Origin of the sequence: Staphylococcus caseorum, from assembly GCF_049943195.1 — a bacterium.
GTDB classification, from domain to species: Bacteria; Bacillota; Bacilli; order Staphylococcales; family Staphylococcaceae; genus Staphylococcus; species Staphylococcus equorum_A.
Window position 1 is genome coordinate 1,657,811 of the sequence record NZ_JBNFUA010000001.1, and the last position, 14,024, is coordinate 1,671,834.

The 14,024-nt window shown below is 32.9% G+C and carries 14 protein-coding genes; 7 read left to right on the forward strand and 7 right to left on the reverse strand.

Annotation, left to right across the window (positions count from 1 at the left end):
• Nucleotides 1–33: 33 nt before the first annotated feature.
• The 3 genes from ACP3TL_RS08605 to fakB1 are packed head-to-tail and all read right to left on the reverse strand — an operon-like array spanning nt 34 to nt 2,925.
• A complete protein-coding gene (locus tag ACP3TL_RS08605; protein ID WP_285336745.1) occupies nt 34–705 on the reverse strand; it encodes a ComF family protein in 672 nt (223 codons plus the stop codon).
• On the reverse strand, nt 698–2,041 hold the full coding sequence (locus ACP3TL_RS08610) for a DEAD/DEAH box helicase family protein (protein WP_256092676.1): 1,344 nt from the start codon (nt 2,039–2,041) through the stop codon (nt 698–700). The genes ACP3TL_RS08605 and ACP3TL_RS08610 overlap by 8 nt, the downstream gene beginning before the upstream one ends.
• Before the next feature lie 20 nt (nt 2,042–2,061).
• Nucleotides 2,062–2,925 carry a fatty acid kinase binding subunit FakB1 gene (gene fakB1, locus ACP3TL_RS08615; RefSeq protein ID WP_069833332.1) on the reverse strand — a complete coding sequence of 288 codons (864 nt, stop codon included), beginning with the start codon at nt 2,923–2,925 and terminating at the stop codon, nt 2,062–2,064.
• 171 nt (nt 2,926–3,096) lie between these two features.
• Between fakB1 and ACP3TL_RS08620 the strand changes: the two genes are divergently transcribed.
• Nucleotides 3,097–3,738: a YigZ family protein gene (locus ACP3TL_RS08620; RefSeq protein WP_069833331.1), complete on the forward strand. Its 642-nt coding sequence runs from the start codon at nt 3,097–3,099 to the stop codon at nt 3,736–3,738.
• Nucleotides 3,739–3,805: 67 nt separating this feature from the next.
• Here ACP3TL_RS08620 and ACP3TL_RS08625 read toward each other — a convergent pair whose 3' ends face one another.
• On the reverse strand, nt 3,806–4,870 hold the full coding sequence (locus ACP3TL_RS08625; protein ID WP_069817895.1) for a glycosyltransferase family 4 protein: 1,065 nt from the start codon (nt 4,868–4,870) through the stop codon (nt 3,806–3,808).
• A gap of 409 nt (nt 4,871–5,279) precedes the next feature.
• On the opposite strand from ACP3TL_RS08625, the gene gdpS reads away from it, so the two are divergent.
• The 4 genes from gdpS (at nt 5,280) to pepT (ending at nt 9,272) form a co-directional block, all read left to right on the forward strand.
• The gene (gene gdpS, locus ACP3TL_RS08630; RefSeq protein ID WP_069833330.1) at nt 5,280–6,350 is read left to right on the forward strand and encodes a GGDEF domain-containing protein GdpS; all 1,071 of its coding nucleotides are present in this window, start codon (nt 5,280–5,282) and stop codon (nt 6,348–6,350) included.
• Between the two features lie 399 nt (nt 6,351–6,749).
• The gene (locus tag ACP3TL_RS08635) at nt 6,750–7,511 is read left to right on the forward strand and encodes a threonine/serine exporter family protein (RefSeq protein WP_069817893.1); all 762 of its coding nucleotides are present in this window, start codon (nt 6,750–6,752) and stop codon (nt 7,509–7,511) included.
• Nucleotides 7,512–7,526: 15 nt separating this feature from the next.
• Nucleotides 7,527–8,027, forward strand: coding sequence for a threonine/serine exporter family protein (locus ACP3TL_RS08640; RefSeq protein WP_002508286.1), 501 nt, complete (start codon nt 7,527–7,529; stop codon nt 8,025–8,027).
• A gap of 12 nt (nt 8,028–8,039) precedes the next feature.
• Nucleotides 8,040–9,272 carry a peptidase T gene (gene pepT, locus ACP3TL_RS08645; RefSeq protein ID WP_069833329.1) on the forward strand — a complete coding sequence of 411 codons (1,233 nt, stop codon included), beginning with the start codon at nt 8,040–8,042 and terminating at the stop codon, nt 9,270–9,272.
• Between the two features lie 165 nt (nt 9,273–9,437).
• Here the strand turns inward: pepT and ACP3TL_RS08650 are convergent, their stop codons facing one another.
• The 3 genes from ACP3TL_RS08650 to ACP3TL_RS08660 form a co-directional block, all read right to left on the reverse strand.
• The gene (locus ACP3TL_RS08650) at nt 9,438–10,556 is read right to left on the reverse strand and encodes a glycerate kinase (RefSeq protein ID WP_285326123.1); all 1,119 of its coding nucleotides are present in this window, start codon (nt 10,554–10,556) and stop codon (nt 9,438–9,440) included.
• A 362-nt stretch (nt 10,557–10,918) separates the two neighbouring features.
• On the reverse strand, nt 10,919–11,239 hold the full coding sequence (ytxJ, locus tag ACP3TL_RS08655) for a bacillithiol system redox-active protein YtxJ (RefSeq protein WP_069817890.1): 321 nt from the start codon (nt 11,237–11,239) through the stop codon (nt 10,919–10,921).
• A 152-nt stretch (nt 11,240–11,391) separates the two neighbouring features.
• Nucleotides 11,392–12,285: an EMYY motif lipoprotein gene (locus ACP3TL_RS08660; protein ID WP_069833327.1), complete on the reverse strand. Its 894-nt coding sequence runs from the start codon at nt 12,283–12,285 to the stop codon at nt 11,392–11,394.
• A gap of 127 nt (nt 12,286–12,412) precedes the next feature.
• Here ACP3TL_RS08660 and ACP3TL_RS08665 point away from each other — a divergent pair, with 127 nt between their 5' ends.
• Both ACP3TL_RS08665 and murB read left to right on the forward strand, forming a co-directional pair.
• On the forward strand, nt 12,413–12,949 hold the full coding sequence (locus tag ACP3TL_RS08665) for a GrpB family protein (protein WP_069833326.1): 537 nt from the start codon (nt 12,413–12,415) through the stop codon (nt 12,947–12,949).
• 117 nt (nt 12,950–13,066) lie between these two features.
• Complete coding sequence (gene murB / locus ACP3TL_RS08670) at nt 13,067–14,020, forward strand: UDP-N-acetylmuramate dehydrogenase (protein WP_069833325.1); 954 nt, start codon at nt 13,067–13,069, stop codon at nt 14,018–14,020.
• Nucleotides 14,021–14,024: the final 4 nt, after the last annotated feature.

The window sequence follows — 14,024 nt, forward strand, 5'->3', positions numbered from 1 at the left end:
AATATTGCTTACTCTTATAATACCACGTTTCTCCTACCGTGCAAACGTAAACACATCGAATTTTCTGATTTTTCTAACAAAAAGTAATTCTGCAGCATTATGAACTGTTAAGCCTGTAGTATAAATGTCATCTACAAGTAAAATGTTTTTATTTTCTAAATCTATACTTTTTGCGATTTCAAATGGATTTTTTGATTGTGCCCTTAATTGTTTTCCTAAAAGTGATTGCTTTGGACGTATGCGCGTACGTAGTATTGGCTCATAATTCACACCCATTTTATCTAACACGGTCGCCACAGGATTAAATGTGCGCTCTTTATCTCTAACTATAGGAGATGGTATGGGCACAATATAATCATACGACATTTTAGGAAAATGAAGCTGTGTTGCTAATATTTCACAGATTGCGACATCTTTCTTAAATTTATATTGATGAATAAGAGTCTTCAACATACCTTTATATTGGTATTGGCAATATAACTGATTCATTAAATTATATTTTGTAGCTAAAAATAGACAATCTAAGCAATCCTCTTCATTTTCTTCTAAGTTCTTTAAACATCTGACACACCGATTGAGTGGTTTAATATTGAGCTCATTCCAATGTTCTATGCATGATTCACATAATTTAGATGCTTTTTTATAAAATGTGAAGGCGTTAAACGCTTCAGAAAACGTGTGATGACATTGAATACATCTAACCATCTAACCATCCCCTGCTGTGCGCTAATGCGTTCATTTTTTTAATGTCCTTGCGTGCTTTAAGCATGTCCATGGTAATCCCCTCGTGTACATATAATACTAATCCTGCCGGAGCTTCTAATTTACGTCCCACTCTTCCAGCAATTTGCACAAGTGCACTGCTTTCAAACATATGACTATTAAGCACAATAACGTCTAAGTTCGCCATAGTAAAGCCTCTTTCTAAAATTGTAGTGGTAAACATCACTTTATATTTACCTTTTCTTAAATCGCTCACTTTTTCAAAACGAAGTACATCCTCGCTATGTACATAGGCCAATGAAGTTATTTCTGTTTTATAACAATGGTACATTTGTTTCATAAGATGTATGTGATTAAAAAACACGAGCGTATACCGTCCTGTTTCAATTTGTTGTTTCAATCGATTCATAAGAAATCGTTGTATTTTGTGAAATTTTATTTTGTAATATTTAAACTGAGGAATTGGCAAAGGTTGCCTATGAAAACGGGCAGGCAATGTTACTATACCACCATCTTTCATTTTGCTAAGTAATGCAGTTGGTGGCGTCGCAGTCATATAAATGTGGCAATGATGTTCTTTTGATGCATGTGCGATGACATCAAAGAGTATTGGATCCATTGATAGCGGAAATGCATCCACTTCATCTACAATAATCAAGTCAAAATGATGCTTAAAGCGATATAATTGATGCACTGTAGCAATCACAAAGTGGCCATTATGACATTGTCTCTGACCTTGATAAAGTACATCTATTGCCTCATCTCGAAAAGCTGCTTTAATACGTAAACTCACTTCTATAACAACATCTACTCTTGGCGATACAACTGCAACATTATAGCCTGCGCTTCTCGCAAAGCTAATACCTTCAAAAATCATTTCTGTCTTACCAGCGCCTGTCACAGCATATAATAAAATAGATGTTAAATTTTTAACCGCTTCTAAAATTTGAATTGAAGCAAAGCGTTGTTGTTCTGATAATTCAAATGGTAAGTGATATACCCCTTGGGAAATCGCCGTATTTGTTTCAGTAATATAAACTTCATTAATATTATCCATTCTGCTCAAATTGATACAATTTCTGCAATACACTACTTCTTTATCTAATAATGTTGAAAAGTATTTGTAAAAATGACGTTTTTCTTGTGTATGACATTGTATACAATACCAACGCCCTTGTTTGTTTATCACACCAGTGGAAATGTGTCTGATTTTCTCATCAGTTAACATATCTTTTTCGGTAATTAGTTTTCCATAATGTTTTATCTTAGATGACCTCCAATAAAAAAAGACATGTATACCATTTTCTTGGCATGACATGTCTTTAAACAAGTTAATATTTATGATATACGTATGTTTCTCCCTGTAAATCCTAGTCCCATACCACCAGAACCTAAGTGCGCTGCAATAACAGGTCCTAACTTAGAGCGGTGAAGGTGATATTGCGGATATTTTTCTTGTAATTCTTTTTCCATCCATGCGGCATCTTCTGATTTATCACCCTCAATAATATATAAAGTTACTTCTTCATAATCTTTCACTTGAGCAGTAACTTTATTAATAATTTCATTGAGTGCTCGTTTTTTCGTGCGGACTTTTGCTTCTGGTACAATTTTGCCATCATCAAATGTTAACACAGGTTTCATTTTCAACATTGTACCTACCCATGCTTGAGCTCCAGTGATACGACCACTTTTCTGTAGATTTTTCAAATCATCTACCATTAAGATTGCACCCGTTACTTCTCGCATAGTTTCAAGCTCTTTAATAATATCTTGAGGTTCATATTCTTGTTCTATCATTTCAACTGCACGTAAGACGTAACCACCTTCTACCATTGCAGCTAATTTCGAATCAAATGTATGTACATTGATACCTTCTACCATTTTCCCTGCTTGCGTAGCTGTTTGATAACTGCCACTAATACCAGATGAAATAAAAACAGATATGACATCAGTATAGCCTTCTTCTTGAAGTTCTTTAAAATATTTTATAAACTCTCCAATGGCAGGTTGACTCGTCGTGGGAATTGTATTTGAAGTTTCCATTCTTTTATAAAATGCATCCGTTGATATTGTTGCGTTTTCTACAAAATTTTCACCATTATCGAAAGTTACGCTTAGCGGCGCAATTCTTATATTATATTTTTCTATTAGCGTTTGAGATAGATAGCTCGTTGAATCCGTCAAGACAGCAATCTTCATCTTAATCCTCCTCAATTATACTCACAACTATGATACCCTATTTTAAGTAAAAAGAAAATTTATTTTTGTATTTAATCTATAATACAATACAGTGTATAATATGTGTAATTAATGAATTTTAAAAACATACATAAATGATTGTCTGACTATAAAAAGATGAGGTGACGATAAATGGATGATGCAATAATCACAATTAAAAAAGAACATATAATTGAAAATATAATCAGTAAATCACGTTTTATAGCGCATATTAAACCTGTGGAATCTGAAGATGCCGCTAAAGCTTTTATCGAGGCAGTGAAATCTGAACACCGAGAAGCAACACATAATTGTTCAGCATATACAGTTGGAGACCAAATGAATATCCAAAAAGCAAATGATGACGGTGAGCCAAGTGGTACAGCGGGAGTTCCTATGCTCGATATTTTAAAAAAATTAGAGATACATGATGCTGCCGTAGTGGTCACACGCTACTTTGGTGGCATTAAATTAGGCGGTGGCGGATTAATCCGTGCATATAGTGGTGCAGTACGAGATGTAATTTATGATATTGGTAGAGTTGCTTTGCGTCCTGCTATACCTACAACGGTTACCATTGCTTATGATTTAACAGGTAAGTTTGAATATGAACTTGCGAGCACACCTTACTTATTACGTGAAACAAATTATACTGATAAAGTAAGTTATCACATTGATGTTGTTAAAACAGATTACACTCAATTTATAGATTTTTTAAATCGTAACACTTCAGGAAATTATGATTTAATAGAAAATGAAGTTGTACGCTTACCTTTCGATATTTCTACTTCTTAATTTTGAAATCCAAATTATACGTATCAGAGTATAAAATAAAGAGACTTCCATCATGGAAGCCTCTTTATTATTGATGTTCGTCGTCTTTGTTTCGTTGTTTGTTTTCAATTAATTTCATTAAAGGTCTGTAATCATCATCAATGAGACCAGTAAATTCTACAATAAGCTCAATCGTAACTAAAATAAGAATGAGCATCATGAGTACACCCCATGGTTGAGATAAATATAATATAATACTAGCAAGACTAAATAGTAATGCTATAGAATATATAAGTATTACGGTCTGGCGATGTGAATAACCTAATTCTAATAATTTATGATGTAAATGCGATTTATCTGCCTGCATAATATGCTGACCTTTCTTCACACGACGTATCATCGCAAACAACGTATCGATAAACGGCACTGCTAAGATAACAATTGGGAAGAATAGTGAAATAAAAGTTATATTCTTAAATCCTAGTAATGATAGGAATCCTACAATAAATCCTACAAGTAATGCACCACTATCACCTAAAAAGATTTTAGCTGGATGGAAATTGAAGAATAAGAATCCTAAAAGCGCACCTATTAAGACACTGCAAATCATCATAATAAAAATATTTGCTTGTAATATTGCTATAAAGCCGATTGTCATTAAGGCAATCATTGATACACCAGATGCTAATCCATCTAATCCATCGATTAAGTTAATTGCATTAGTGATGGCTACAATCCAAATCACAGTGATAGGAATCCCAAATACACCAAAATGTATCGTAGGCCCAATTGGTAAGGAGATAAAATCAATCGTCACTCCGTAGTATACAACGACGAGTGCTGCAATTACTTGGCCAATTAATTTTATAACTGGTTTCAAATCATAGATATCATCTACAAGTCCCACCAAATAGATTAATACTGATCCAATAACAAGCGGTTTAACTTCAGTTTCTATCGGATGTCCTAGCCATATTCCTAATAGAAACGCAAAAAGTATTACAGTTCCGCCTAATACAGAAACGGGTTTTGTATGTACTTTTCTAAAATTCGGCTTATCTACAATGCCTAGTTTATGAGAAACCTTTATAATTATTGGTGTTAGTATTAAACTGACAATCATTGAAAAAATGATTAATAATAATGTATACATCAGTTCACCTTCATTAATATAATTCTTGATTATTTCGAATTTCAAAGTCGTTACATTGAAAATAATTTTAACTTTAAACTGCAAATTTATATTATCTATAAAATGGTCTGTGATGTTGATGCAACTCTAACAAATTGCACATCCGCCATATCTAAATATTTATGCACTTAATACCATAATACCTCATACGCTTTTACTTATACAAATAGTAATGAGATAATTAACATCCTATAAACGAATTTGTTTTGATTTTTAATTATAAACTAAGTGATTTATATATAATCACTCAGACAAATATTTTAACATGAATATTAAGTGAATGTTATAAATTTCTATTTATATAGTGATGACAAAATGTAAGTTTTCACTTACAATAACTAAGTGTTTATTCAAAGGAGTGTAACGTTAAATGTTTGAAGCTATTATCTACAATATCTCTGTTATTGTGGCAGGAATTTACTTATTCCATCGCCTACAGTATTCAGAAAATAAAAACATGGTGTTTTCAAAAGAATACGTCACTATTTTAATGACGATAGTAGCACTTTTACTATCCGCCTATCCAGTGCCCCTATTCAATGAATACGCACTCTATTTATCATTCGTGCCTATTTTATTCTTAGGTAGATATACAAATATGGTATATACCGTTCTAGCCGCGATTATAGTATCTGTAGTCAATGTACTAATTGGTGACTTCACAATTATTATTGCTACGATTCTCATTGTTATAGCCATCGTGGTCGGCGCAGTTGGACCATTTTTAAAACAAAGCGACATTGTTTCATTACAAATCCTTAATGCAATTACATTAGTTATTTTGCTTATCTTATCACTTATCAGCCCTTATTATGAATTAACAGAGGTGTTGTTCTTAATACCACTATCCTTTATTTTAACGATTACTTCTTCTATCACATTTGTTGATATTTGGCATTTTTTCTCATTAGTTAATCGTTATGAAAATGAAGATAAACTGGACTATTTAACTGGCTTGGGTAATGTTAAAGAATTTGATAGACATTTAAATGAAACGACGCGTATCGCTGAAGAAAACAATGAAAGCTTAGGGTTATTACTCATTGATATAGATGGTTTCAAAGATGTAAATGATAAATTTTCACATAAATCTGGCGATGCCGTACTTAGACAAGTCGCACAACTATTAAAAAATTATGTGCCTCAACAATTTAGTATTTATCGGAATGGAGGCGAAGAATTTTCAATTGTCTTATACGATTATACTTTAGATCAATGTGTAAAACTCAGTGAAAATATTCGTGCAGGCGTAGAACAATCTACTTTCCATTTACCGAATAAAGAAGTTATCAAGTTATCTGTATCTATTGGTGTAGGTTACTTAACTCAAGAAGATTACAAATCTCAACGTAAAGTATTCAAAATTGCGGATGACATGCTGCACATGGCAAAAAATGAAGGCCGTAATCAAGTCATGTTTAATCCAATTGTTAAATTATAAAAAGCACTTCAAATTTAAAACTGCTTAAACAGGGAGTGGGAAGTATAAAAACAAAGTTCTAACTTTGTTTTCATATTCCCGCTCTCTTCTTTTTATGCTCATTTTCTGTAGTCACGTTTCAAATTGTGCAACTCCCCTCTCCATTTCAAAAAATAACTACGTCTAAAACCAGACACAGTCAACACTCAAAGAATCTATATGTTAAAATTGAAATCTAGATTGAAGCGCATGTTTCAATTTTATTTTTTAACTTAAAAACAACAATTACAAAATTATGTTTGTTACAATATATAATGGGAGTTTAAAAATTAATAACAGAGTATGAATTGTTATTGAAAGTTACTGTTGTACGCTGTAAACTTTCAATTGTTCTAATATTATTCTAGGAGGTGACCAACTATGTCAGATACAATCACTATCATTGATGAAGACAAAGTGATTGATGTCGTACTTATCGCGGGAAGAATTTTGCTAGAAAGTGGTGCTGAAACCTATCGTGTGGAAGATACAATGACACGAATCGCTGCCAACTATGGCTTAGATGATACATATAGCTTTGTAACTTCTACAGCAATTATTTTCTCCCTTAATGATCGTACGAACACGCGACTTGTACGCATTCGTGAGAGAACTACTGATTTAGAAAAAATCGCCTTAACCAATAGTTTATCGCGTAAAATTTCAAACAATCAATTAGATATAGATGAGGCAAAGTCAGAACTCATACATTTACATCATGCATCCTTACAATTTTCATCTATTACTAAATTCTTCGCAGCAGCAATCGCATGTGGATTCTTCCTCATCATGTTTGGCGGCGGAATAAACGACTTCTTTTTCGCTATTATTGCTGGAGCTGGTGCGTTTTTAACTTTTGATTTTGTACAACGCTATATTCAAATTAAATTCTTTTCAGAATTTCTTAGTGCTGTAGTTGTTATAACGGTCGCCGCCACATTCACCAAATTAGGTATGACAGAAAACCAAGACTTTATAACCATAGCTGGCGTCATGCCTCTTGTACCAGGAATATTAATTACGAATGCTATTCGTGATCTAATGGCTGGAGAATTGATCGCCGGTATGTCTCGTGGCGTTGAAGCAGCTCTCACAGCATTTGCAATTGGTGCCGGCGTTGCCATCGTTTTATTAATATTTTAAAAAAGGAGTGCTTATATGCTCATCGGATATTATGTTTTACAATTTATTGTCAGCTTTTTAGCTACAATGCTTTTTTCGATTATCTTTAATGCACCACGTCGCCTCCTTTTAGCTTGTGGTTTCGTTGGCGCAATGGGCTGGATCATCTTCAAACTTACTGTGGACTTAGATTTCGGTAAAGTAATGGCTTCATTTTTAGGAAGCTTTATTTTAGCAATTATGAGTCACGTAATGAGTAGACGTTACAAACGACCTGTTATTATCTTTATTGTTCCAGGGATTATCCCATTAGTACCAGGTGGTTTAGCATATGAAGCGACACGTTATTTAGTTAGTAATCAATATACACTCGCTACAAATACATTTCTTGAAGTCACTTTGATTTCAGGCGCGATTGCTTTTGGTATTCTATGTGCAGAAATCATCTATCATCTCAATACACGGATTAAACAACATTATGGTAGAATGAATGGTAAAACATATAAAAAATCTTACAATATGAACAATAGAGCTTAAGGGGTGTTTTTTTTGAAAACTGATATAATTGATAGATTAACAAGATATGTAACAATAGATACACAATCTGATCCAGAGTCTAATACCACGCCTTCCACTGAGAAGCAATGGGATTTACTAAATTTGTTAAATGACGAGTTAACGGATTTAGGTTTAGAAACTGACATTGATGAACAAGGTTATTTATTCGCAACATTAGAAAGTAATGTTGACGAAGCTTTACCTACTGTTGGCTTTTTGGCACATGTTGATACTTCGCCTGATTTCAATGCATCAAATGTAAATCCACAAATCATAGAAAATTATGATGGCCAACCAATCAAATTAGGTGAAACAAGTCGTATATTGAGCCAAGATGTATTTCCTGCTATGAAATACGTAGAAGGTCATACGTTAATGGTCACAGATGGCACGTCACTATTAGGTGCTGATGACAAAGCTGGTGTCGTTGAAATCATGGAAGCAATTAAATATTTAACGGAACATCCAGAAGTCAAACATGGACCTATTCGTATTGCTTTTACGCCAGATGAAGAAATTGGTAAAGGCCCTCATGCCTTTGATGTTGAGCGTTTTAACGCTGATTTTGCCTACACTATGGATGGCAGTGAATTTGGCGAATTACAATATGAAAGCTTCAATGCTGCAGAAGCAATCGTTACGTGTCACGGTGTCAATGTACATCCTGGTTCTGCTAAAAATGCAATGATTAACGCTATTCTCTTGGGGCAACAATTCAACTCATTATTACCACAAAATGAAGTGCCTGAAAGAACAGAAGATTACGAAGGTTTCTATCATTTAATGAAAATGAACGGTGATGTTGAAAAAACGACATTACACTATATTATTCGTGATCATGATAGAAATCATTTTGAATTACGCAAGAAACGTCTTGTTGAGATTAAAAATGACATTAATACGCATTATACTGATGCACCAATAGAAATAGAAATCAATGATCAATACTACAATATGGGTGAAAAAATCGAACCAAACCCACATGTAATTGATATACCAAAACGTGTATTTGAAAAGTTAGAAATCCCTGCTAATACAGCACCTATACGTGGTGGAACGGACGGGTCTCAACTTTCATATATGGGCCTACCAACCCCTAATATCTTTACAGGTTGTGCTAATTTCCATGGACCTTTTGAATATGCATCCATTGATGTTATGGAAAAAGCTGTAGATGTCATTGTCGGCATCGCACAAGAAGTCGTAAACACTTATACAAAGTAAATTAAGTTTGTAAGTTGGATTTATAAATCCAAACTCAATAAAAAAGCGTAGACCCTCACTTTGAGGAATCTACGCTTTTTCTATTTCTCATATATTTATAATCATTAAGTGTGAACTTGCGGTCATTTATTTACCTTACGTTCAAAATTTTCAACACCTATCTACTTACACTTCAAATTGTGTTTTCAATAATTTAATTGCTTGTACGGTATAGTGTCTAATTTGAATACCCATCTTGAAATCTGTAAAACTTTCCGGCATTTCTATAAACGTATTAAATGTAGCAGTGACACCCATTGATTCAAACAAATCAAATTTGTCATCTGTCGCACATATGGCAATAGATGGTTTATTATGCTTCGTTGCTAACTCTGCAAGACGCACTGTTGTTGTTTCTAAAATTTGGTCTGCTTCATTTACACCTTCACCGAATATAATTAAATCCGCTTGTTGTATCAAATTATCTAAATGTGTAATTTGATCCACAAGTTCATGGCTTGTCATAATTTCGGCATCATAAAGTACATTTAAGGCTGCAGCAATACCACCGCCTGCGCCACCTCTTTGAACAGGACCCATTGTCAGTTTTAACTCACTTTTGAAAATTTCACTTAAATACCACAGTAAATTGTCTATTTCAGCAGCATCTTGACGTGTCATTCCATAGAGTTCATATGTTTGCATAATTTCACTATTTTTCCCATATAGTTTACTATCAAAATCAGACATTAATTGAAAACGTACATTTTTCAATTGTGGATGAATGTCAGAAATATCAATTTTACGTATATATTTCAACATCTTACTACCTTGACGTAAATCCACTTCTTGCGCCTCATCATCATAAAATTTAGCCCCAAGTGCTTGTAACATACCTGCACCACCGTCAAAGCTACCTATACCACCTAAAGACATAATAATATGTTCTGCATCATTATCTAATGCATCTAACATAATTTCACCTAAACCATAACTTGTGCGCTCAATGATTGGCTTGTCCCCTTTTAAAGACAAGTTGCCTTCAATAATCGTCATATGGTTATCAGTAATGCCATAAACCGCTTCTACCTCATTCATATCTGCATCATGTGCTGGCACTTTATATTTCGTACCTGACTGCCATAAAAAAACAGAATCCATAAGTTCATGACGCCCATTAAATAATGGCACTTGAACAATATCTGCTTTTTCTATTTGGCTCGCTACCGCTTCTTCTACATAACGATTGGCCTGATAGCTAGATATAATACCATTAAATTCATCCATCGCTACTAAAACTTTCATATTTGTCACCTCAAATTTTTTTGTTAATAACTGTTATTGTATGATGATTATACACAACTCAAAGAAAATCATCTTCCCTCTGTAGACTTATTTATTATAGTATACACGTAGACTTATATCCCTATGTGAGCATTTAAAACACGCTTACTTTGAAATTCAGCGTTCTAACTCATAATTAACGCTATAAACTATAAAGTTTAGCTCTATAAATTCGCTCACTATCAAATCGTAATCTATATTTCTCATTCAATTATTTATTATACATGCCATTAGGAATTTTTTCACATTAAAAGAAACGCTTGCTAACCTCTTGGTGTTGATAAAAGATTAACAAGCGTTTCTAAATGTAATTAAATTTGTTTTTATTCTTCAGCGTTTGCTAATGAAGCGACATTAATTTTATCATGACTTGCATTCCAAATTGCTTGTCCCTCAACAAAATAAAATGCTTGTGGCGATTCATGTTTCACTTCTGTTTGTTCTTCTATATAATTAGATAAATCTCTCTCTTGTTGTACGATTAAGTAGTAACCATCCATATCTCTTTCATATAAAAATTTGTTGAATTGGTCCATTGCATTTGCTGAAATCGGACATGTTTCACTATGTTTCAATACAAATGCATATTTGTTTTCTTTAATAATTTGCTTGAACTGGTCAATCGAACTCAGCTTTATAGCCATTCTATTCACCTCTAAAAATATTTAACACACCCTAAGTCTCACCAAGTGTGAAAGTTCCACGATATTCTCATATCATTGTTTCCAATTATACACAATTCTCTTTTTATTGTTAACAGTTTATTCAAATTCTTATAACTTAACTTATAAATCTATTAATTATAGTTATCATTCGCTTGTTGATATTGCTTATTAAAAGTAGCTTCGTACTGTTCTAGTTCTTCACCTTTTTGAGGTAAATTATTGTGATCTATTTTCGCTAATTGATCACTAATTTCAATAGTTTCTTCTCTTGTTTCATAATAATTTTGCAAGCTATAATACATCTCAATAGCATTTTTTCGAGCGTCATTCACATAGCCATCTGTTATTTCAGCTTTATTCAAGTCTCTAATTTGCTTAGTAATTAATGGCATAATTTGTTCTTTAATAGATTTTTTTATTTCATTTGAATCTGTAGAATCAGCCTCTGCTTCTGCAGTGTTTTTTAAGTCTTTATTGTTTTGTTCTAACTTATTTTTAAAATTAGTAACATCTGTACTATTACCAACAGTACTAGCTTTTTGTATATTGTCTTCAACTTGTGATCTATTTTTCTCAAATAGTTTTGTGTATTCTAAGATATCTTCATTTGCTTTAATCGATTGATTACACAAATCAACAAATGTTTTCAACTCATTGATTGCTGATTTTTTCTTTTTTACTGAATCTAAATAAGTAGATTTAAGTTCTTTTGTTTCATTTGAATCCGTTGGTAAATTTTTTGCTGCTGTTTCGTATTCTTCTAATTTAGGAATCAATTTGCTGTTTAATTCATTTTGCAAATCATTAAATGCTTTCTTATTTTTATCTGTCATATCTGTCTTACTCAAATTATCTAGACTTTTTAATTGCATGTCATCCATAACATCTCTTAGTTCGGTTTCTTTATTTTTCACGTCATTTAACGAACTGTCAAAATCTTTAAATTCATTTTCTCCTTCATTGTTACAGGCAGAAAGTGAAACAGAAAAACAAACTACTAAAACAATGTATTGTATTTTTTTCATTTCTGAACTCCTTATCATTCCATATTATACAGAAACTTATTTAACTTGAAAATGATATATGATATATTGTTTCAGAATTTACAGTTTAACAGTTATATAATAACATTTAAAGGAGTTGTCAACCTATATGTATTCAAGCATACAATTATTTATAACTGAAGATAATAACGGTCATTTCACACAGCGATATAATCATCTCAGAAATGTTTTATTCAATTTATTGGATACACCTGTTAAATCAACGCATCACATCGGAGGTACAAGACACTTCATGTACCCTACTGAACCTATATTAGATATTTTAGTGGGGGTAAATAATTTACATGACGTGACTTCTTTAGACGAAAAACGTTTGAATTATGAAGGCTTTTATCGATTACACCATCCATATAAGAAAAAAGTAGTCATGGCTCAATTTAATAATCTTATTGAGTTAAAACAAACGACACGACTACATATTATTCAAAAAGACACACCACTCTATACTGATTATTTAGAAATGGATGATATCCTAGCTTCAAACAGTGTGATTGCTAAGCATTTTAGTAATAAAAAACAGTGCTTAGCAAGTCATAACGTGACAATTCGTGATTACGAAAATCACAAACAAATGTTATTTCAACAATTAACAAAACTAAAAGACCATAAGTCATTATTAAAATGAACTATGACGACTTATAAAATTTAATCAAAAGCATAAAATTTGAATAAAACTATAAAACCTTTAATAAATTGCTATACTATTTAGCAAAGACGGGTAATCATTGGTATAATAAACAAAATGAATTCAACAGGAAAGGATGTTCTAGACTTGCATAAAGATGACATCTTAAAAGAATTAGAAGCAATTGTTCCAAAAGAAATTATTAAAATAGACGAACCATTAAAACGTTATACATATACTGAAACTGGTGGTCAGGCTGACTACTATTTATCACCTACCCAAAATGAACACGTCCAATCTATCGTTCACTATGCATATACAAATGATATCCCAGTCACTTATTTAGGCAATGGCTCGAATATTATCATTCGTGAAGGTGGTATTAGAGGTATTGTAATTAGCTTACTCTCACTAGATTATATAGACGTTTCAGATGATGCTATTATTTCTGGCAGTGGTGCAGCGATTATCGATGTATCTCGTACTGCTAGAGACTATGCGCTAACTGGCTTAGAGTTTGCTTGTGGTATTCCAGGATCAATCGGTGGCGCTGTTTTTATGAATGCTGGTGCATATGGCGGCGAAGTCAAAGATTGTATAGACTATGCACTGTGTGTAAATGATAAAGGTGAACTCATCACATTAACGAATAAGGATTTAGAGTTAGATTATCGCAATAGTATCGTTCAAAAAGAACATTTAGTCGTTCTTGAAGCAGCATTCACTTTAATGCCTGGTGACAAACAAGCTATCCAAGAAAAAATGGATGATTTAACGGAAAGAAGAGAATCCAAGCAACCTTTAGAATATCCATCATGTGGTAGTGTATTCCAACGTCCTCCGGGCCACTTTGCCGGTAAATTGATTCAAGATGCTGAATTACAAGGTCATCGTATTGGTGGCGTCGAAGTGTCTAAGAAGCATGCTGGTTTTATGGTAAATGTTGATAACGGAAGCGCAACAGACTATGAAGATCTAATCCACTATGTTCAAAAAGTAGTAAAAGAGCAATTTGATGTTGAGCTACATCGAGAAGTTAGAATTATTGGCGAATATCCAAACGATAATTAGGAGA

Bases quoted from the DNA above. Each gene is read 5' to 3' on its own strand.
- ACP3TL_RS08640 (WP_002508286.1), top strand. From the start codon at position 7,527: ATGCTCATCGGATATTATGTTTTACAATTTATTGTCAGCTTTTTAGCT.
- ACP3TL_RS08660 (WP_069833327.1), bottom strand. From the start codon at position 12,285: ATGAAAAAAATACAATACATTGTTTTAGTAGTTTGTTTTTCTGTTTCA.
- ACP3TL_RS08605 (WP_285336745.1), bottom strand. From the start codon at position 705: ATGGTTAGATGTATTCAATGTCATCACACGTTTTCTGAAGCGTTTAAC.
- ACP3TL_RS08650 (WP_285326123.1), bottom strand. From the start codon at position 10,556: ATGAAAGTTTTAGTAGCGATGGATGAATTTAATGGTATTATATCTAGC.
- ACP3TL_RS08610 (WP_256092676.1), bottom strand. From the start codon at position 2,041: ATGTCATGCCAAGAAAATGGTATACATGTCTTTTTTTATTGGAGGTCA.
- murB (WP_069833325.1), top strand. From the start codon at position 13,067: ATGAATTCAACAGGAAAGGATGTTCTAGACTTGCATAAAGATGACATC.
- ACP3TL_RS08625 (WP_069817895.1), bottom strand. From the start codon at position 4,870: ATGTATACATTATTATTAATCATTTTTTCAATGATTGTCAGTTTAATA.
- gdpS (WP_069833330.1), top strand. From the start codon at position 5,280: ATGTTTGAAGCTATTATCTACAATATCTCTGTTATTGTGGCAGGAATT.
- ytxJ (WP_069817890.1), bottom strand. From the start codon at position 11,239: ATGGCTATAAAGCTGAGTTCGATTGACCAGTTCAAGCAAATTATTAAA.
- ACP3TL_RS08620 (WP_069833331.1), top strand. From the start codon at position 3,097: ATGGATGATGCAATAATCACAATTAAAAAAGAACATATAATTGAAAAT.
- ACP3TL_RS08635 (WP_069817893.1), top strand. From the start codon at position 6,750: ATGTCAGATACAATCACTATCATTGATGAAGACAAAGTGATTGATGTC.
- ACP3TL_RS08665 (WP_069833326.1), top strand. From the start codon at position 12,413: ATGTATTCAAGCATACAATTATTTATAACTGAAGATAATAACGGTCAT.
- fakB1 (WP_069833332.1), bottom strand. From the start codon at position 2,925: ATGAAGATTGCTGTCTTGACGGATTCAACGAGCTATCTATCTCAAACG.